Source organism: Bartonella rattaustraliani AUST/NH4, assembly GCF_000312565.1.
Taxonomy (GTDB): Bacteria; Pseudomonadota; Alphaproteobacteria; order Rhizobiales; family Rhizobiaceae; genus Bartonella; species Bartonella rattaustraliani.
In genome coordinates this window covers 1-18,557 of the sequence record NZ_CALW02000085.1, presented here as the reverse complement: position 1 = coordinate 18,557, position 18,557 = coordinate 1, and the positions used below count along the sequence as shown (strand labels likewise).

The window sequence follows — 18,557 nt, the reverse complement described above, 5'->3', positions numbered from 1 at the left end:
TTTATGCTAACATCTCTCTTAGCATTCAAAGAGGTTATGAAACTCCTAGTTATTTCAATATTGAAAGACTAAATTTGGGGGTAAAGTTTTATTTATGTCCAAAGTTTCTGTGAGAGAGCTTTAAAAAAGCTATTCCAATTTTAATCTAGTTATCATTGTATCTATTATGGTTGCTTCTGAAATGAGAGCACAGTTTATAATTGTGTTTATATTAGGGGTACAGGAAATGTATCATTTTTATATAAAACAAAGCTTCAATGGCATAGAGGGAAGAGCTTTGTGAATTATGATAAGATCATTATGGATTATTTGCCATAAGTAATCTACATAATCAAATTATTAGCCTCTCATAAATATATTTTTATAGAAGGAAGAGTATTTTAGTAAAAATACATTAAAAGAATTTATTAATGAAAAGGTGTGCAAATCTTTTTATGATAAATCTTGCCACACTGCCATTGCTTCTAAAACTTCTCTTAAATGCGCGTGTTTGGCGATAACCGTTTCAGCACCAGCTTCTGCAAGTGCATTAGAGTGGCCAAGATAACTATGTGCCCCTCCCGTAAAGCCGATGACACGCATACCTGCTGCTGACGCAGCATGTACGCCATGAAGTGAATCTTCTATCACAATAGTGTTTTTCGGATCTACATGTAATTTTTGTGCAGCAAAAAGAAAAACATCAGGGGCTGGTTTCGTTTTCTTCGTTCCAACTTCAGAGGCAGAAAATACTTTATTTTTTCCATCAAAGAAATCATAAAGATCAACGGTAGTGAGCATCTCTTCTATATTTACGCTTTTTGCATTAGAACAAATGCAGTAGGGATAACGCGTTTGAATGGTTTCTAAAACTTCCCTTATGCCATCGATAGCACGTAATTCAGTTTTTATTTGTGCTCGAAAAAGATTTGACATTTGATCTATGAGATGAGCAGAAATTGGTTTTCCTGTTTCTTGTTCAATTTTTTTAAGAATATCAGTAAAAATTAAACCTGCATAATGCTCACTCAATTCTTCGGGTGATATTTCATATCCTGTTTGTTTAAGTAATTGAGATCCAATTTTTGCTGCGAGATATTCAGAATCTACCAAAACTCCATCACAATCAAAAATAATGAGATCTATTTGAGGCATTAGATATTCCTTTATGGGTTATTTATAGCGTAAGAGCTGGCATGAATGAAGACTCTATTTCATAGATACAAATTCATAGATACAAAATATTTCCAAAATGATTCTTATTTGCTTTATGCAAAAAGGATATGTGAATAGGAGGGTAAAGGGAAGAACAATAAGAGGTTTTTGGTATGAAATTTCTTTACTTTGCTTGAAAGAGTAAAAACAACATCAATTTTGCAGAAGTTTAACGATACGTTTACTCTATTTTGTAAAGATGAATTGGTAATGCGGGCCTATAAACAATATTGATTATAGGGTAAGTCAGTTCATTTTGTTGGGTTTTTCATGACAGTTATTAAGATTCAAAAAGATTTTGCTGGTACTTCCTCACAAACACTATGGCGCAATAAAATTTTCAAAGGAGATTGTGTAGCAGTCCTGGAAAAACTGCCAAAACATTCTGTTGATATGATCTTTGCAGATCCTCCTTATAACTTGCAATTGGATGGTAGTTTATATCGCCCCGATTATTCGCTTGTTGATGCTGTTGATGATGCGTGGGATCAGTTTGAAAATTTTGCTGCTTATGATGCCTTTACGCGTGCATGGTTGCTTGCTTGTCGTCGTGTGTTAAAACCCAATGGAACGCTTTGGGTTATTGGATCTTATCATAATATTTTTCGGGTTGGTACGGCATTACAAGATCTAGGTTTTTGGATGCTTAATGATATTATTTGGCGCAAAAATAATCCCATGCCTAATTTTCGCGGGCGTCGTTTCCAAAATGCTCATGAGACACTTATTTGGGCTGTTCGAGACCAAAAGGATAAAAAGTACACATTTAATTATGATGCCCTAAAAGCTGCAAATGAAGATTTACAAATGCGTTCCGATTGGCTTTTCCCTCTCTGCACTGGTGTTGAACGTTTAAAAGATGAGACAGGGCGTAAGTTGCATCCAACACAAAAACCACAAGCATTATTAGCCCGTATTATTATGGCTTCTAGTAAACCTGGTGATGTTATTCTTGATCCGTTTTTTGGTTCGGGAACCACAGGTGCTGTTGCCAAACTTTTGGGGCGTGATTTTGTTGGTATTGAACGCGAGCAAAATTATATTGATGCGGCATGTGAGAGGATTGCTGCGGTTAAACCTTTAGACGAACCAGAATTGGCAATTTTAGATAGAAAAAAAGCAGAGCCGCGCGTCGCATTCAACAGTTTGCTTGAAGCTGGTTTACTCAACCCAGGAGAAGTTCTTTATGATCGCAAGAAGCAAGTATCCGCTATTGTAAGGGCCGATGGCACGATCATGCATGGTGGTGAAGCTGGTTCTATTCATGCAATGGGGCGAAAAGCTCAAGATTCACAAAGCTGTAATGGTTGGACCTTTTGGTATTATGAGGAAAACGGGAAGTTGAAATCCATAGATGACTTACGAGCGATAATACGTTCACAAATGTTAAAAACAGGTGTTCTATAACCTAAGTTATATATTTGTCCGCTTTCAATGTTATACTGAACTTGCCGCCAAACGATGGGTAAAGAGAAATTGCTGCTTTATCTTAGAACTTTTTTGCTTACTTTGTATGATGTACAAGTGAATGTTTAATATATCATAAGAGGAGCAGAAATGAGCAATTCTCATCATATCAGAAACTTATTCAGGTTGCAAGATTGAGGGATTATGGTGAGCACTGCTTTTATGAAAAATGAAACATGTGCACATGAAACCAGAAAATGAATTTCATCGATGATGGGCATTATTTTTTAAAAGAATGAGGAATTACTACGGAAATGGCTTTTTTCATAACCGTGGGAAGAGCTTCTTGGGAAAGGTGTTGGATGTCGCACCACCATCCATTTTCGCATTTCATTTTGTGAGCATTGTTGGTGGAGTAAATGTCGAGTTTCAGAGAAAAGTGGGTAAAAATATGGGTAATTTGTCCTTTGAATTGCCAATGAGCGGTAAAAGGGGCATGTTGGAGAGCGTTTTCACTGTTTTTTCCAATAGAGTTAGGAATTTGAGTCATTCCACCGAGAAGTTTTTTGCCATGTCGTTTTTCTAAATAAATTTGCTCCTTTTCATTAAGGATAATAAAGGCGGTACCAGTTTTTGAAGGGCGTTCTTTTTTTGGGGCTTTGACTGGAAAGTCCTCTGTTTTTTGCATTTTAGCTGCTCTACACAAACTTTGAAGAGGGCAGAGGGAACAAGAGGGTTTCCGTGGTGTACAAATGGTTGCACCCAGATCCATCATTGCTTGAGCAAAGTCGCCAGGACGGTTTAAAGAGGTGATTTCTTGTGTTTTTTCTTTAATTTCAGTTTTTGCTTTTGGTAATATTGAAGTTATAGCAAATAAGCGGGTTACTACGCGCTCAACATTACTATCAACAACGGCTACGGGATGATTAAAAGCAATTGCGGCAATGGCTGCGGCAGTGTAGTCTCCAATCCCCGATAGGGTGCGCAATGCTTTTACGGATTGTGGAAATTGGCCTCCATAGTTTTCAATAAGCTGCCTAGCACAGTTTTTAAGATTACGTGCACGTGAATAATAGCCAAGACCAGCCCATGCTTTCATAACATCATCTTGTGAGGCTTTTGCTAAAGAAGAAAGATCAGGCCAAAGCTGCAGAAATTTTTGAAAATAAGGTTTAACAGCTTCGACAGTTGTTTGTTGAAGCATGATTTCAGAAAGCCAAACGCGATAGGGATCAGGACATATTCCTTGTTTTTTCTCTTCAGGGGTAATCCGCCATGGTAAGTTTCGATGTTTCTCATCGTACCAAGAAAGAAGGTGTAAGGAAAATTCATGCATGCTTATTTTCAATCATAGAGAAATATAAAATGCAAAAGAAAAAGCATTTACTCTGCAATTCATATTTTTTGCTATTATGATAGGGGCTATGATTGGGGAAAAATAAGCTTTGTTGATATTTGATTGGTTTTTGAAGAAAGAGTTTAGATATGAAAAAAAATGTTATAATTTAAGTATGGTTTGATAATAATTAAAAAAAATGGGCAAACAATTTAAAAAGCGCTATTTTTATTCTCTTTCTGAGGTGGTCTCCAAAATACTTGATCCGGTTTTATGTAAACGGACAGGACTAAATGTGGCACTCATAGAGCATTGGATAGAGATTGCAGGTCGTGACATTGGGGAAAACACAATACCGCTTAAAATTATTTGGAAGCGCCACACGAGTCCAGATGAGACTTTCCAACCTGCGACATTTGTTGTAGCATGTGAAGGGTTTACTGCTTTAAAATTAATGCACGAAACAGATGAATTGCTTCATAGAATTAATGCTTTTTTTGGCTATATCGCTATTGAGCGTATAAAGATTGAGCAAAGGAGCATACCGGTTCTTACGAATCATTTGCCAACGAAGTGCTCTCCGAATGAAAAAGACAAAAAACATGTAGAAAAAATGCTTGAGGGAATTGAAAATACAAATTTACGGCAATCACTTTATCAACTTGGTTGTTGCATTTTCGCAGAAAAAAATAATAAATAGCAAGAGAGTTTATACATTTTTCTCTAAATATATAACAAAGTGTCAGGTTTTTATTCGTTTAATAACAACAGAAAAGTATTATTTATGATGAAATATCGTTCTTTTTTGTCTTTCGGGATTATTTTTCTTTTAATGGCAACTGTACAAATGGGTGCAACTGCCACTGCCGCTAGTGGTTCAAAACCAGCTTCAACTGTTGATATGGCTGAGGTTCTTCGACTAGGAAAGGTAAAAGATCGGTTTGAGGGAGAGGCAAATGCACCAGTAACGATTGTTGAATATGCCTCGTTAACATGTATTCATTGTGCGCATTTTTATAATGATGTGCTTCCCAAAATTCGTAAAAAATATATCAAAACAGGAAAGGTGAAACTTATTTTTCGGGAATATGCTTTTGATCCAAGGGCAACAGCAGGTTTCATGTTGGCACGATGTGCACCAGAAGATCGTTATTTCCCTATGATAGAAGTTTTATTTCAAAAGCAGCATGAGTGGGTTTGGGGACAAGATATTTTAACAGCGTTGAAGAAAATTAGTTTAATGGCGAATTTTACAGATGAAAGTTTCAAAGCTTGTTTGAAAAATCAGACTATTTTAGATGAAGTAAATGCTTCTTTTGAGCGTGGTAAAGAACTTGGTGTCACAGCAACACCTACTTTCTTTATCAATGGCAATAAATATGAAGGTGCTATGTCAGTAGAATCTTTCTTTTTGGTGATTGATAGTTTTCTTAAAAACTAAATTTTCCTTACAGAAGATAGGTATTGATATTTGTGATCATTTCCCGAATGGGAGGATTGGTTTTGTATATTATTGGAACAACATTTTTTCTGTTTGACCAGTTACAAAGCAAATTCCAGTTATAAAGCGAATCATTGCCTGTGATGATTAAGCGAAGAGCGAATTTTGATGCTGATATGAGAGGACTTGTGCGATGACAAAATGGGTTTATAGTTTTGGAGATGGCAGTGCAGAAGGAAGTGTAAGCAAACGCAATCTTCTCGGTGGAAAAGGGGCGAATTTGGCGGAAATGAGTAATCTTGGCTTGCCAGTTCCTCCGGGGTTTACTCTGACAACAGAAGTTTGTAACTTTTATTATGCACATGACAAATCATATCCAGAAGATCTACACAACCTTGTTAAGCAAGCACTAAGACGTGTTGGTGAACAAACCGGACGTGCGTTTGGTAATGAAAAAATGCCACTTTTGCTTTCTGTTCGCTCAGGTGCAAGGGCTTCTATGCCAGGGATGATGGATACAGTACTCAATCTTGGCATGAATGATAAAACTGTGAAAGCCATTGCTTTACAAGCGAATAATGAGCGTTTTGCTTATGACAGTTATCGTCGTTTTATTCAAATGTATTCTAATGTTGTTTTGGGATTAGATCATTCATGTTTTGAAGAGATTCTTGACGAGTCAAAAGCACGCAATGGTTATACTATTGACACGGAAATGACAGCAGATAATTGGAAAGATGTTATTACTTCCTATAAAGCATATGTTGAAAAAAAATTAGGAAAGCCATTTCCACAAGATCCTGAACAACAGTTGTGGGGGGCGATTGGTGCTGTTTTTTCAAGTTGGATGACGGCACGTGCTATTACCTATCGCCGTTTACATAATATCCCTGAAAATTGGGGAACCGCAGTGAATGTGCAAGCTATGGTTTTTGGCAATATGGGTGAAGATTCGGCAACGGGTGTTGCTTTTACACGCAATCCATCGACCGGGCAAAAAGAGCTTTACGGTGAATTTTTAGTGGATGCACAGGGAGAGGATGTGGTAGCAGGCATTCGAACGCCCCAAAATATTACAGAAAATGCACGTATTGTTGCAGGTTCAAATAAGCCATCTTTAGAAAAGATTATGCCAGAGGCTTTTTTGAAGTTGTGTCAGATTGCGCAGAAGCTTGAGTTGCATTATCGAGATATGCAAGACCTCGAATTTACAATTGAAAAAGGGAAATTGTGGATGTTGCAGACCCGTTCAGGGAAGCGAACGGCTCGTGCGGCTTTAAAGATGGCTACGGAAATGGTTGAAGAGGGCTTAATAAGCCGTGAAGAGGCGGTAATGCGCATTGAGGCAAAATCGCTTGACCAGCTTTTACATCCGACACTTGATCCAAAAGCAGCACGTTTTGTTCTTGCACGCGGTTTACCTGCTTCGCCGGGGGCTGCAACGGGTGAAATTGTTTTTACTTCAGAAGAGGCGGAAACGGCCTCTGCAGAAGGACGTAAAGTTATTTTGGCGCGTGTTGAAACAAGTCCAGAAGATATCCACGGTATGCACGCTGCAGAAGGAATTTTAACAACGCGCGGTGGTATGACAAGTCATGCTGCTGTTGTTGCTCGTGGTATGGGAAAGCCCTGTATTTCTGGTGCTGGTAGTGTGCGTATTGATTATAACACCAACACAATGTTTGTTGCAGGGCAGAGTTTTCAACAAGGTGATATCATTACGATTGATGGTGGAAGCGGAGAAATTTTAAAAGGGAAGGTTGCAATGTTGCAACCGGAGCTTTGTGGAGATTTTGCAACATTGATGGAGTGGGCTGATGAAATGCGGCGTATAAGAGTTCGCGCCAATGCAGAAACACCTGCTGATGCCCGTATGGGGCGTTCCTTTGGAGCTGAAGGTATTGGGCTTTGCCGTACCGAGCATATGTTTTTTTCCGGTGAACGTATTGTTGCTATGCGTGAAATGATTTTAAGCCATGATGAAAGTGGTCGTCGTAAGGCATTGGATAAGCTACTGCCGATGCAGCGCTCAGACTTTAGTGAATTGTTTGAAATTATGAGTGGTTTACCTGTTACTATCCGTTTGTTGGATCCACCATTGCATGAGTTTTTGCCAAAAACAGAGGCAGAAATTCTTGAGGTTGCAACCGTTATGGGTGTTTCTGCTGATGTTCTTTCTGAACGTGCACAGCAGTTGCATGAGTTTAACCCTATGCTTGGATTACGAGGATGCCGTTTAGCGATTACTTATCCTGAAATCGCAGAAATGCAGGCGCGGGCTATTTTTGAGGCAGCAGCAGAGGCTGCTCAAAAATCTGGATCTCCTGTTATGCTTGAAATTATGGTGCCGCTTGTTGCACTTAAATCTGAACTTGATTTTATAAAAGTGCGTATTGATCAGGTCGCGCGTGAAGTGATGAAGGAAAAAGGAAGTAATATTCAGTATATGGTAGGGACGATGATTGAACTTCCAAGAGCAGCTCTTCGGGCTGATGAAATTGCGCAAACAGCTGAATTTTTTTCATTTGGAACAAATGATTTGACGCAAACCACTTTTGGAATTTCACGTGATGACGCTGCTCCCTTTTTGGCAACATATTTCCAAAAAGGGCTTTTAGAGCAAGATCCTTTTGTATCCATTGACCGTGATGGAGTAGGAGAGCTTATTTCTATTGCTGCACAGCGTGGTCGTTTACAGCGTGAAAAAATCAAATTAGGAATTTGTGGTGAACACGGAGGAGATCCTGCTTCTATTGCTTTGTGTGAAGAAAATGATTTAGATTATGTTTCATGTTCTCCTTTTCGGGTGCCCATTGCACGTTTAGCTGCAGCACAGTCGGCAATTGCAAATAAAAGCATAGAGTAAAAACATAGAAATTGCGATGTCTTTCGTTGCTCTTTTTGCATTGATATGGTTCACAAAAGGTTTATGCTTCTTTCTCAAGTATTTTATCCATAGGCTTATTCTTCTTGTAGCGTACAAGTATGTATGACTCATGATAATAGGATGAAAATAGGAGCGCTTTTTGTATGGGGGCTCACTTGAATTGTAAAAACGATAGATGGTTTTTTATAAATTACTATTTTAAATTTGTTATGCAAAGTAAATGATGTCTGCTTTTTATTTCTTTCGCTAAAAGAAAAGCTTTCACGATATACTATGCATGATATGCATGGGAAGATTAATATATTTACGGGTCAAAGGCAGAATACAGATTATTGCTATGTGTTCAGTTTTTGCTTTATAAAATCGATAGTTGCCTTTAGTTCAACAAACCAACTTCACGCATTTTCATCACAACTGTGTGATCAACCTTACCTGTTCTAGGAAGATCAAACATTTTTTGAAACTGTTTTAAGGCTTCTATTGTTTTTTGGTCTTCTACACCTGTGATAACGACCTCTGGATGACCAAAAATGCGTAAAGCCTTTTGCACTTGTGTAATATCTACAATGGGAGGCGTTAAAACGGTTTCTTTTGAGAGTAATGGATCTTTTATCTTTTTTGTTTCATGTGTTTTTTCCATTTCGCTCTGCTGAATTAATGCTGCAATTTCATCGGTTGTAGAGTTTGGCAAGGTATTCTTTTGTATTTCAGGATTGGTTGGTTGTTTCCATAAGGCTATAGCACGACGCATTTTAGGCCCTTCAATTCCGTCTAAAGGACCATCATAAAATCCTAGTTTTGCTAACTCCTTTTGCATTTTTAGTGTGTTTTCTGACAGAGAGTGTGAAGATGAGCTTTTGCGTAGATGGCTTTGAGAAGGCATAGCAGCAGCAGGAGAAGCTGCATGAAGTTTTTCTTCCCTAGAAAGCAGGGGAGAGTTTTCTTTTATTGCGGGAAAAAATGTGAACTTCATTTTAGTAAAGACATTGTGATGAATTGCCGTTTGTAAAAATAAAGCATTAAATGAAACAACTCCAAAACCAATTATAAAAAGAAAGGATCCAATGGACAAAAAAGTATTTTTCTTTGTATAAAAATAAAGTGTTCTCGTTATCCAAAAAATAAAATGACAACTCATAAGAAGTAAGGTTATAACAATACTCTTATAATATTTACGCTTTTTTACGTTTTTTGTTCTACTGCTTTTTTGTTTTTTTGTCATTAATTTAATTTTTATTTCCAATTGCAATTGTTTTTTACACAAAAACGAATACAAATTATTTTTCATTTAGCGAGAGAGGAGATGTATTTATATTACAACTCTTTTCTTATAAATTATTAAAATAAGTAAAATCATTATAGCAATACATAAGCTAACAAATGAGCAATGGGAATCATCCAATTTATTTGATTTCATATTATGCAATTTTAATATATATAAAAGAGATTCCCACTAGATACCATTTTTTCAAGATTTACGAGTTATCGTATCATATATCATCATCCAAACTGAAAGTGTTATATCATTTCCTCATTTTTTACGCGCATCTTCGAAATCAAATGAAAATACGTTTCCTTAATTATATGGCAGAGCTGATAGTGTATGTACAGTCTTTCAAAGATCTCATATGTATCGAGGGGTATATTCCATAAAATCATGGTGAATATCATTGTCTTTCAAGACAATATCTCTTTTTGTATAAATTCACTCTCCTCATATTTAATAAATATCTTTCATAAAGGTCAGTGGAAGTAATTAAAAAAAATCTGCTAAGAGAATGAAAGCGCTGCTTAATTTTTATCATTTTACATCGGTGCTTTTTTATCAAACAGAGCATTTCTACCTGTATTGTACCATATCGTATCCCTTACATTTTGCTGTATTTATGATCTATCATTTTTTCTCATTGATATGCAGTGAGAATATAAGCGCACATATTTTCAATATTTTTTTGACTGTGCAGTTTTGATATGAATTTTTAAATGAAAAATAATGCGTCTTGTTTTTGCGCGGCTACATCATAAATGGTATAATAAACAGATACTCAATTTCATAAAATACAAATTTTATAAATTTCTTATAAAGAAGAAAGATATAGGATAGTGTTTTTGTTTTTTACAATTGCGGTAAACTAATTGCCCATGATACGTTTTTTGATTAAATTATCATTCTTTTTGTTTGTTGTTTTTGTTATTGTTTCACTTTTTGTAGAAAGGCCGAGTAGTAATCATTTTTCTTCACCAAGAGAGAGTACAACAACAAGTGACGTGATTATTGCTTTGAAAGAAACTTTAAATGATTTAGGAACATTCTGTGATCGTAATGTGGAAAGCTGCAAAATTGGAAGGTCCTTTTTAAGTTCACTTAGTGAGCGTGCATATTATGGTGCAAGAGTAGCTTACGAATATTTGGGGCGTATACTCAGTAACAAAAATATGGAAGAATCCCAAAATGTAACACCTAATACGGGAACACAAGAGCCCGTGCAAAAACATACAACCTTACCTTGAAATAAATTTTAACGCTCATCGTTGTCATCAGCATTTATCTTTCGAGCAAATGCATACAACGTGATTATCAAAAGAAGACAGGACTAAGATTATGACGGAAACGATTGATGAGATTATAGAAAATTTTTCTTTTCTGGATAATTGGGAAGATCGTTATCGTTATGTAATTGAACTTGGCCATGAATTACCACCTTTTCCGGAGAGTGCGCGAAATGATTCTCACAAAGTACCTGGGTGCGTAAGCCAAGTATGGCTTTTATCATCACGTAGTAATGCAGACAATCCAACAATAACATTTCAAGGTGATTCTGATGCACATATTGTACGCGGGCTTATCTACATCCTTCTTGCTTTCTATTCAGGAAAAAAAGCTTCTGAAATTCGCAATGCTGATGCTGAAGGACTCTTCGAAAGACTCGGTTTAAACGAAAACCTTACACCACAACGATCAAATGGTCTTAAATCGATGATCGAACGGATTCGTAATGAGAGCCATGTATAAAAACTCTTACAGGAAAAATTATACAAGACTCCCTTGCAAAATATATCTACCAGAAAATATTTTTATATACGAGAGATGAGCGCTTTTTCAAGAATACAATTACTTGCTTTTCTTCTGCTTACTTTTACGCCCAAGTCCCATTTCTTTCGCCAAAGCTGAGCGTGCTTTTGCGTAATTCGGTGCAACCATAGGATAAGAACTGTCTAACTGCCACTTTTCACGATATTCTTCAGGCAACATTCCATAATGTGTCATAAGATGACGCTTTAAAGATTTAAACTTTTTTCCATCTTCAAGGCATATGAGATAATCTGGAAATATTGAGCGCTTTGGGTTCACAGCAGGCCTTTGCTTTTCAACTTCAACCTCTGTTAGTTCTACATTTCCTGCTTTACGAAAAGCGGCATGAACATCAGCAATCAAACTTGGTACTTCAGTCGGCCGAATCGAATTATTACTCACGTAGGCAGCAACAATATCAGCAACCAATGTAATAACTAAATTGCTTTCAGTCTCTAAGACTGGAGGATGTTCCATTCTTGTTTCCTTTAACTTAAAATAGAGATATAATTGGCATGTATACTCATAATAGAGAGCTCATGCATACAAATCTCATATTGTACAAAAATCTTTTTTGTCAATTCAATTATTCTATAAAATCGCCAAAACACAAAAAAATCAAATAAATACCTTTTTTTGATCATAATATATGGCAAGAAGTCCCCGCTTTTTTCCCATTGAAAGGATGATTTGTTTCTATAAAATAAATTATAATTATAGTATTAATATATTCTAAAAATATATATTTATATCGAAAATATAATGATAATTGGTTAAATAAAAATAAAATATATGGATAAATTACAGCTCTAAATTTACAATTATTTATTAATAATTTTGAATTTATATAAATATTAATTTATTGTAAAATAATTTAATCAAACTTAATTTTTTAAGTTTTAAATTAAAATATACTATATTTCGTTAAGATTATATATAATTTATTATTAATAATAAATTATATATAATGAAATTAATTATTTGTTTAAAAATTATTTTTTAAAATAACTATAATAAACGAAAATATAGAGCATCATTGTGAGAGTTATTGCAGTTATATTTTGAAAAGTGAATGGCACTTGCAGATTTATGCACTTGCATAAGCGGCATGATTCTAACATATAAACGAAGCTATTAACATTTTAAACATAGGATCGTACATGCCCCGCTCTTCCGTCATTCCTCCAAAAGCATTGAAAGTTGTTCATCAAGAGACATATCACGGCATTTCTCGTGATGATCCCTATCATTGGTTACGTGCCTCTAATTGGCAAGAAGTTTTTAAAAATCCCGATTATCTTGATGAAAATATTCGAAATCATCTTGAAAAAGAAAATGCTTATCAGTCTGCTCAAATGGCCGATACAAAATTATTACAGGATATACTTTTTACCGAAATGAAAAGCAGAATCCAAGAAAATGATAGTTCTGTTCCTATAAAACACGGCCCTTTTGCATATGGATTTTCTTATGTTATGGGAGGTCAACAGCCACATTATTTTAGAACACTAAGGGATGGAAGAGAAAAAAGCGTTTATCTTAATGGTGACAGTTTGGCTGAAGGTAAAGAATATTTTAATTTTGGTTCAGTTGAAGAATCTCCAGATCATACACATGTTGTATGGACCTATGATGACAAAGGTTCAGAATTCTACAAAATTAAAATTCGTAATTTGGAAACATTGTCTGATTGTATGGACACAATTACGGATACATCTGGACAGATTGTGTGGGATGCAAAATCTGAAGGTTTTTTCTATACGAAGATGGATGAAAACCATCGACCTTCAGAGCTCTATTATCATCGGTTAAATACGGATCAATCGCAAGATAAGCTTATTTTTCGTGAAGATGATCCAGGTTTTTTCTTATATGTCAGTGGTTCTAAGCTTAATAACGTTATTTATATTAATATTCATGATCACGAAACGTCAGAAATCTGGTTAATTCCTGCTGACGCCCCTTTCACATTGCCCCAATGTGTTCGGAAGCGAGAAAAAGGTATCGAATATTCGCTTACAGAGGGTGACGATGTTTTTTATATTCTGACGAATTTAGATAGTGCAAAAGATTTTAAAATTATGGTAGCACCATACAGATCTCCACAATCAGAAAATTGGTCAGAATTTGTGCCACATCAGTCTGGACATTTGATATTATCCCATGATGCTTATCAAGATTTTCTGATCTGGCTTGAATGTGTTGAAGGGCTTCCCCGTATAAAAGTGATGGAGCGTGCCACAGGAAAAGTTCATTTTATTGCTTTTACAGAAGAGGCTTATTCTTTAGTCTTACAAGGTGCTGCAGAGTATAACAGTCGAACTATTCGCTTTTCCTATTCATCAATGACAACGCCTGATCAAGTGTTTGACTATGAGATGAAAAGCCGAAAACGAACGCTTTTAAAAACAAAAATCATTCCTTCAGGGCATAACAAAGATCAATATATAACACGACGTATTACAGCAATAGCAGATGATGGCGAGATAGTTCCTATTTCACTGTTTTATCACAAAACCACGGCTCTTGATGGGAGTGCACCTTGTTTGCTTTATGGTTATGGTGCATATGGAATTTCTACTCCTGCTCGTTTTAATAGTGATGTCCTTTCTTTGGTCAACAGAGGTTTTATTTATGCGATTGCTCATATTCGTGGGGGAAAAGAAAAAGGAGTTGAATGGTATGAGAAAGGAAAACATCTTTTCAAATACAATACATTTACAGATTTTATTGCTTGTGGACGTTATCTTGTAAGCAATAAATTTACAGCTCATGACAGACTAATCGCTTACGGTGGATCGGCAGGAGGGATGTTGATGGGGGCTATTGCCAATATTGCGCCACAGGATTTTGCTGGAATTGTAGCGAGTGTACCTTTTGTTGATGTTTTAACAACGATGTTAGATGCTTCATTGCCTCTAACACCACCAGAATGGCCTGAATGGGGAAATCCTCTTGAATCACAAGAGGATTATAATCTTATTGCCTCCTATTCACCTTACGATAATGTCAAAGCGCAAAACTATCCTCCTATACTTGTCATCGCAGGATTAACAGATCCCCGTGTCACTTATTGGGAACCTGCAAAATGGGTAGCAAAACTGCGTGACTTAAAAACAGACGATAATGCGGTTTTATTACGCATTAATATGGATTCAGGTCACGCTGGTGCAGCTGGGCGTTTTTCGAAGTTAGAAGAAATTGCATTTATCTATGCATACATCTTAAAAACAGTAGGAAAAAATCTTTGTTAATTTAAATATCACTTCTTTGAAAAGGCTTTGCAATCCATTGTATTACAGAGCCTTTTATGCAAGATTAAAAATGATTAAGAGGGTTTAAAGTCCACACTCTTCATAAAGCTCTAAAACATAGTCCCAATTAATTAAATTGTCTACGAAGGCTTCAAGATATTTCTGGCGCGCATTCCGATAATCAATGTAATAAGAATGTTCCCATACATCGACACCTAGAATAGGTTGAGCATTATGAATTAAAGGATTTTCACCATTAGACATTTTCATAATTTCGAGTTTGCCATCTTTAACAGCTAGCCATGCCCATCCAGAACCAAATTGGGTACTGGCAGCAGCAATAAAGTCAGCGCGAAATTTATCATAGCCGCCCAAATCAGTTTCGATAGCTTTTGCTAATTTTTCAGGGAGTTTCTTACCCCCACCGCCTTTTTTCATCCAAAGCCAAAAATGATTGTGGTTATAATATTGCGCTGCATTGTTAAACAAACCAGTATTTTGTCCAAAACTTTTTTTAATAATACCTTCAAGGCTTTCATTTTCTAAGCCTAAATCTTTCATAAGATTATTGGTATTGGTAAGATAAGCGAGATGGTGCTTATCATGGTGATATTCAAGCGTTTCACGTGACATATAAGGCGAAAGGGCATCATAATCATAAGGCAACGCGGCAAGTTCAAAAGCCATTTAAAAGTCTCCTCGTTTCTAATTGTTAAGCTTACTCCACAAATCTAATGTGCCATTTACAACATTGAAAAGCAAATGCTGAATGTCTTTTTGACTTTATGAATTTCGATAATCATTTTGTCTGGATATACACATTGAGTAAAGCACAAATTTATATAATATGGCTTCTCTCGAATTTTTATATCCTTTTAAACATAAAAAGCAAATTTAAACAGCTATCAGATATTATTTTTGTTGCCGAAAATATTTTTAAAATACTCCATAAAATATTTTCAATGAAATGATTTTCAGCTTTATTTGTATAGGGAACTCTGTCTTTATCATAGCGTTGATAAACAAGTTGGCACCATCTTCTGCTTTTCTATATGAGAACATCTGTTACATTGAGGCGGTTTAGCGAAAGTGGTCGCTCACACCTAGCCCATGCTGCCTGCTGTATTCTTTTCCTTATGGAATTCGAAACAAAATAAATTGGTCATGATGATCGACCTGATAAGAGAGCATATCAAGAAGAAAAGTAAGAGAGGAGAGAGAGATGGTTGCAGTTGCACTTATTGGATCTGTTATTGCTAATTTGTTTTTGTTTTTTGCGGTTTGTGCCAGTTTTATAAGCATAATAATGCTTAGACGAGCGATAAAAAGACGAGATTCTATAATAGAGCGCCACCAAACGTTAATGCGTGAACTGTTAGCAGGAAATAATAAAAAAATTAAAGACTTGCAAGAACGTGAAAGTATTCGCGCACTTGTAACAGAGTTTTTTAAAAAAGACGCTCGTACAGTTGCAAAAAAAGATGTTGATGAGAGATCGCAAGAGATATTGCAACAATTGATGAGAGATGAACAGAAAAAGAAGGAAGCAATTGCAATTTGTCAGGATTTTATGAGGCGGTTTGGGGCAAAAAATCCGGTTACAATTGCAGAATCCAATCAATGGTATAGAGAGCAAGATTTATTATGTTGTTTATTGGGGAAAAAGCCAATGACATGGGCTGATTTGGCTGAAAAAAGTCCTGCAGAACAGCAGCGCTATTTCTTACCTTCAAAAACTATTGTGGATTGACGGTATTACCTAAATTCGAAAAAAAATATCCCAATAAAACACATTTTGTATGGAGCGGTGCAGTGATTAATACGATTCTTTGTTTGGACTTAGGAACAAAGACTGGGTGGGTGATACGCGGTGGGGATGGGCATATCATCAGTGGTACCATTCATTTCCAACCCCGTCGTTTTGAAGGCGGTGGCATGCGTTTTTTACGCTTTAAGCAATGGCTTTCAGAAATGAAGTCGACAGCAGGGGGCATTGATGAAGTTTATTTTGAAGAAGTGAGGCGTCATTTAGGTACCGACGCTGCTCGTATTTATGGTGGTTTGCTAGCGACATTAACGTCGTGGTGTGAACACCACCAAATTCCTTATGAAGGTATCCCCGTTTGCACAATAAAGAAAGCGACGACGGGGAAGGGGAATGCCTCGAAAGAAGAGATGATGAGTGCAATGCGTGCAAAAGGGCATGCACCTAAAGACGATAATGAAGCAGACGCTTTATCAATTTTACATTTAATAATTCAAGAGAAGGGAAAGGTACATGTCAATTAAATTGCCTTGGATAAGATTTTATCCTCATGATTGGATTAGCGATACATATGAAATGACACCAGAGCAAAGGGGAATTTATTTGCCCCTCCTTTTACGTATGCATGACAAGAAGGCACCGCTTAAAGATGATTTTAGAATGCTTTCACGTTTTTGCAATTGCTCGACGAGAAAGTTTTCAGGTGTTGTGGAGTATTTAATCACGAGCGGTCGACTGATTAAAACAGATGCTGGCGGTTTGTGGAGTTCAGAAGTTGAGAAAGAGGTCAAGAGCTTTGAAGACGATCTGAACAGTCTCAAAACAAAGATGGGCAATTTTACCTCTCTCAATGAACAAGTAAGGTGGCGTTATGGAAACTAAATTGTCGCGGTTAAGATTTTTTGCAAATATTTTGCTACTAAAGATAGCTCATTTACCTCCTCTGGAAACTAATGTTTACGTGCGCTTGCATTTAAAAATGTTACGTACTGGAGGAGCTATTTTAAATAACTCTCATGTTTTAGCTTTTGAATCCAACTGCTCAGTAGAGGAATTTAAGGAAGCGTTGGAGCTTTTAACAGATACGGGATATATCATAGTTTTAGAAGATGGGAGCTTATGGGATCCAGAGGTTGCGAAAGAGCTCAACAGTATTGAAGAAGACCTCGACTGCTTTAATGAAGATTTAGACAATCTTACCTTGCATGAAGACATGGAGGGTAAAGATTATGTCAAATAAGTTGGTTTGGGTTCACAGCTTTCCGTCAGATTGTCTTGCAGAAACTAATGGTATGAAAGCATTTCAAATAGCGACATACGTTACATTGAAATGGCACATGCATAAAAATGGAGCGCCTATTTTTTATGATCAAGACAAATTAGCACATAGCGCGGGTTGTTCAAAAAAGATATTTAATAAAGCATTAGAGTTTTTAATACGCGATAAGAAGATTATTTGTTTAGAAGATGGGCGTTTGTGGAGTTTAGACGTTGAGGAAGAGCTTGCTGACTGTCAAGAGAAACTAGATAAATCTTTAGAAAAATCGGCAAAAGCGTCACAATCAGCAAAAGTTAGATGGGAAAATTCTAAAGATAAAAATGACGCATATGCGGATTCGATGCGAAATGATGCTAACCACAACCACATATATAATAAAAAATCTAAAACTATCGTTTTAGACAAAAAAGAAATTGATGAGGATTTTTATCAAAACACTGATCAGGTTTTGGAGCTTGTATCAGAGCAAAGCGAAATATCATCAGAAAACCTCCCTCCCATTCACGAGCAAAAAAATGTTTTGAAAAAAACAAAACAGTCCAAAGCTCATCGCGGCGGTCGATTGCCTGCTGACTTTGAACCCGATTTTGATTTTGCGATTAAAGAGGGTTTGCCTCCAGAACGTGTGAAAGTCGAGATTGCAAAGTTTAGAGATTACTGGAGTTCCAAATCAGGAGCAAACGCTACCAAACTGGATTGGCTGACAACACATTGATTCATAAGTGTTTTTTATCGTTTCTCACCTTGAATCATACCCCCGAATATTGTAAGATTCTCTCATTCCAAACCTGTTTATGTTGAATCAATCAAAACTACTCACTTGCACCTCACAAGTGGGATGAATGTGTGGATAAAATTTATATAAGAAAGGACTAAAAATGGCTCTTATGAACCGTCTTAAGTGCCAAGGGCTGTCACAAC

Annotated in this window: 17 protein-coding genes; 12 read left to right on the top strand and 5 right to left on the bottom strand. The window is 36.4% G+C overall.

What is annotated here, in order from left to right; genetic code table 11:
• Nucleotides 1-432: 432 nt before the first annotated feature.
• Nucleotides 433-1,134 (bottom strand): HAD family hydrolase, encoded by a 702-nt coding sequence (locus BN67_RS10590; RefSeq protein ID WP_019224052.1) that lies wholly within the window; start codon nt 1,132-1,134, stop codon nt 433-435.
• A 330-nt stretch (nt 1,135-1,464) separates the two neighbouring features.
• Between BN67_RS10590 and BN67_RS10585 the strand changes: the two genes are divergently transcribed.
• Nucleotides 1,465-2,601: a site-specific DNA-methyltransferase gene (locus BN67_RS10585; RefSeq protein ID WP_019224051.1), complete on the top strand. Its 1,137-nt coding sequence runs from the start codon at nt 1,465-1,467 to the stop codon at nt 2,599-2,601.
• Between the two features lie 280 nt (nt 2,602-2,881).
• Here the strand turns inward: BN67_RS10585 and mutY are convergent, their stop codons facing one another.
• Complete coding sequence (gene mutY, locus BN67_RS10580; RefSeq protein ID WP_019224050.1) at nt 2,882-3,937, bottom strand: A/G-specific adenine glycosylase; 1,056 nt, start codon at nt 3,935-3,937, stop codon at nt 2,882-2,884.
• Between the two features lie 199 nt (nt 3,938-4,136).
• Between mutY and BN67_RS10575 the strand changes: the two genes are divergently transcribed.
• From BN67_RS10575 to ppdK, 3 genes are all read left to right on the top strand, one after another.
• Nucleotides 4,137-4,637: a DUF721 domain-containing protein gene (locus BN67_RS10575; protein WP_019224049.1), complete on the top strand. Its 501-nt coding sequence runs from the start codon at nt 4,137-4,139 to the stop codon at nt 4,635-4,637.
• Between the two features lie 84 nt (nt 4,638-4,721).
• On the top strand, nt 4,722-5,378 hold the full coding sequence (locus BN67_RS10570) for a DsbA family protein (RefSeq protein WP_019224048.1): 657 nt from the start codon (nt 4,722-4,724) through the stop codon (nt 5,376-5,378).
• Nucleotides 5,379-5,571: 193 nt separating this feature from the next.
• Entirely contained in the window at nt 5,572-8,244 is a 2,673-nt protein-coding gene (gene ppdK, locus BN67_RS10565; protein ID WP_019224047.1) for a pyruvate, phosphate dikinase, read from the top strand.
• 397 nt (nt 8,245-8,641) lie between these two features.
• On the opposite strand, the gene BN67_RS10560 is transcribed toward ppdK, so the two are convergent.
• Nucleotides 8,642-9,487, bottom strand: coding sequence for a peptidoglycan-binding protein (locus tag BN67_RS10560; RefSeq protein WP_026088287.1), 846 nt, complete (start codon nt 9,485-9,487; stop codon nt 8,642-8,644).
• A 920-nt stretch (nt 9,488-10,407) separates the two neighbouring features.
• Here BN67_RS10560 and BN67_RS10555 point away from each other — a divergent pair.
• Complete coding sequence (locus tag BN67_RS10555) at nt 10,408-10,776, top strand: DUF5330 domain-containing protein (protein ID WP_019224045.1); 369 nt, start codon at nt 10,408-10,410, stop codon at nt 10,774-10,776.
• A gap of 91 nt (nt 10,777-10,867) precedes the next feature.
• Nucleotides 10,868-11,278, top strand: a complete 411-nt coding sequence (locus BN67_RS10550) for a SufE family protein (protein ID WP_019224044.1) — start codon at nt 10,868-10,870, stop codon at nt 11,276-11,278.
• A 99-nt stretch (nt 11,279-11,377) separates the two neighbouring features.
• On the opposite strand, the gene BN67_RS10545 is transcribed toward BN67_RS10550, so the two are convergent.
• Nucleotides 11,378-11,815 (bottom strand): Ros/MucR family transcriptional regulator, encoded by a 438-nt coding sequence (locus BN67_RS10545; RefSeq protein WP_019224043.1) that lies wholly within the window; start codon nt 11,813-11,815, stop codon nt 11,378-11,380.
• A 683-nt stretch (nt 11,816-12,498) separates the two neighbouring features.
• Here BN67_RS10545 and BN67_RS10540 point away from each other — a divergent pair.
• Entirely contained in the window at nt 12,499-14,592 is a 2,094-nt protein-coding gene (locus BN67_RS10540) for a S9 family peptidase (protein WP_019224042.1), read from the top strand.
• 84 nt (nt 14,593-14,676) lie between these two features.
• Here BN67_RS10540 and BN67_RS10535 read toward each other — a convergent pair whose 3' ends face one another.
• Nucleotides 14,677-15,279, bottom strand: coding sequence for a superoxide dismutase (locus tag BN67_RS10535; RefSeq protein ID WP_019224041.1), 603 nt, complete (start codon nt 15,277-15,279; stop codon nt 14,677-14,679).
• Nucleotides 15,280-15,814: 535 nt separating this feature from the next.
• Here BN67_RS10535 and BN67_RS10525 point away from each other — a divergent pair.
• The 5 genes from BN67_RS10525 to BN67_RS12260 all read left to right on the top strand — a co-directional run bounded on the left by BN67_RS10525 (nt 15,815) and on the right by BN67_RS12260 (nt 18,351).
• Entirely contained in the window at nt 15,815-16,342 is a 528-nt protein-coding gene (locus tag BN67_RS10525; protein WP_019224039.1) for a hypothetical protein, read from the top strand.
• Nucleotides 16,343-16,404: 62 nt separating this feature from the next.
• On the top strand, nt 16,405-16,881 hold the full coding sequence (locus BN67_RS10520) for a crossover junction endodeoxyribonuclease RuvC (RefSeq protein ID WP_019224038.1): 477 nt from the start codon (nt 16,405-16,407) through the stop codon (nt 16,879-16,881).
• The gene (locus tag BN67_RS10515; protein ID WP_019224037.1) at nt 16,871-17,239 is read left to right on the top strand and encodes a DUF1376 domain-containing protein; all 369 of its coding nucleotides are present in this window, start codon (nt 16,871-16,873) and stop codon (nt 17,237-17,239) included. Before BN67_RS10520 ends, BN67_RS10515 begins: the two co-directional genes overlap by 11 nt.
• Entirely contained in the window at nt 17,229-17,597 is a 369-nt protein-coding gene (locus BN67_RS10510; protein WP_019224036.1) for a DUF1376 domain-containing protein, read from the top strand. Before BN67_RS10515 ends, BN67_RS10510 begins: the two co-directional genes overlap by 11 nt.
• A complete protein-coding gene (locus BN67_RS12260; protein ID WP_019224035.1) occupies nt 17,587-18,351 on the top strand; it encodes a DUF1376 domain-containing protein in 765 nt (254 codons plus the stop codon). Before BN67_RS10510 ends, BN67_RS12260 begins: the two co-directional genes overlap by 11 nt.
• The last annotated feature ends 206 nt before the right edge of the window (nt 18,352-18,557 follow it).

What these genes read in the sequence shown, in the direction of transcription:
- BN67_RS10575 (WP_019224049.1), top strand. Translation starts at nt 4,137, where the DNA reads ATGGGCAAACAATTTAAAAAGCGCTATTTTTATTCTCTTTCTGAGGTG.
- BN67_RS10545 (WP_019224043.1), bottom strand. Translation starts at nt 11,815, where the DNA reads ATGGAACATCCTCCAGTCTTAGAGACTGAAAGCAATTTAGTTATTACA.
- BN67_RS10525 (WP_019224039.1), top strand. Translation starts at nt 15,815, where the DNA reads ATGGTTGCAGTTGCACTTATTGGATCTGTTATTGCTAATTTGTTTTTG.
- BN67_RS10555 (WP_019224045.1), top strand. Translation starts at nt 10,408, where the DNA reads ATGATACGTTTTTTGATTAAATTATCATTCTTTTTGTTTGTTGTTTTT.
- BN67_RS12260 (WP_019224035.1), top strand. Translation starts at nt 17,587, where the DNA reads ATGTCAAATAAGTTGGTTTGGGTTCACAGCTTTCCGTCAGATTGTCTT.
- BN67_RS10560 (WP_026088287.1), bottom strand. Translation starts at nt 9,487, where the DNA reads ATGACAAAAAAACAAAAAAGCAGTAGAACAAAAAACGTAAAAAAGCGT.
- BN67_RS10535 (WP_019224041.1), bottom strand. Translation starts at nt 15,279, where the DNA reads ATGGCTTTTGAACTTGCCGCGTTGCCTTATGATTATGATGCCCTTTCG.
- BN67_RS10590 (WP_019224052.1), bottom strand. Translation starts at nt 1,134, where the DNA reads ATGCCTCAAATAGATCTCATTATTTTTGATTGTGATGGAGTTTTGGTA.
- ppdK (WP_019224047.1), top strand. Translation starts at nt 5,572, where the DNA reads ATGACAAAATGGGTTTATAGTTTTGGAGATGGCAGTGCAGAAGGAAGT.
- BN67_RS10550 (WP_019224044.1), top strand. Translation starts at nt 10,868, where the DNA reads ATGACGGAAACGATTGATGAGATTATAGAAAATTTTTCTTTTCTGGAT.
- BN67_RS10510 (WP_019224036.1), top strand. Translation starts at nt 17,229, where the DNA reads ATGGAAACTAAATTGTCGCGGTTAAGATTTTTTGCAAATATTTTGCTA.
- BN67_RS10585 (WP_019224051.1), top strand. Translation starts at nt 1,465, where the DNA reads ATGACAGTTATTAAGATTCAAAAAGATTTTGCTGGTACTTCCTCACAA.
- BN67_RS10540 (WP_019224042.1), top strand. Translation starts at nt 12,499, where the DNA reads ATGCCCCGCTCTTCCGTCATTCCTCCAAAAGCATTGAAAGTTGTTCAT.
- BN67_RS10515 (WP_019224037.1), top strand. Translation starts at nt 16,871, where the DNA reads ATGTCAATTAAATTGCCTTGGATAAGATTTTATCCTCATGATTGGATT.
- BN67_RS10570 (WP_019224048.1), top strand. Translation starts at nt 4,722, where the DNA reads ATGATGAAATATCGTTCTTTTTTGTCTTTCGGGATTATTTTTCTTTTA.
- mutY (WP_019224050.1), bottom strand. Translation starts at nt 3,937, where the DNA reads ATGCATGAATTTTCCTTACACCTTCTTTCTTGGTACGATGAGAAACAT.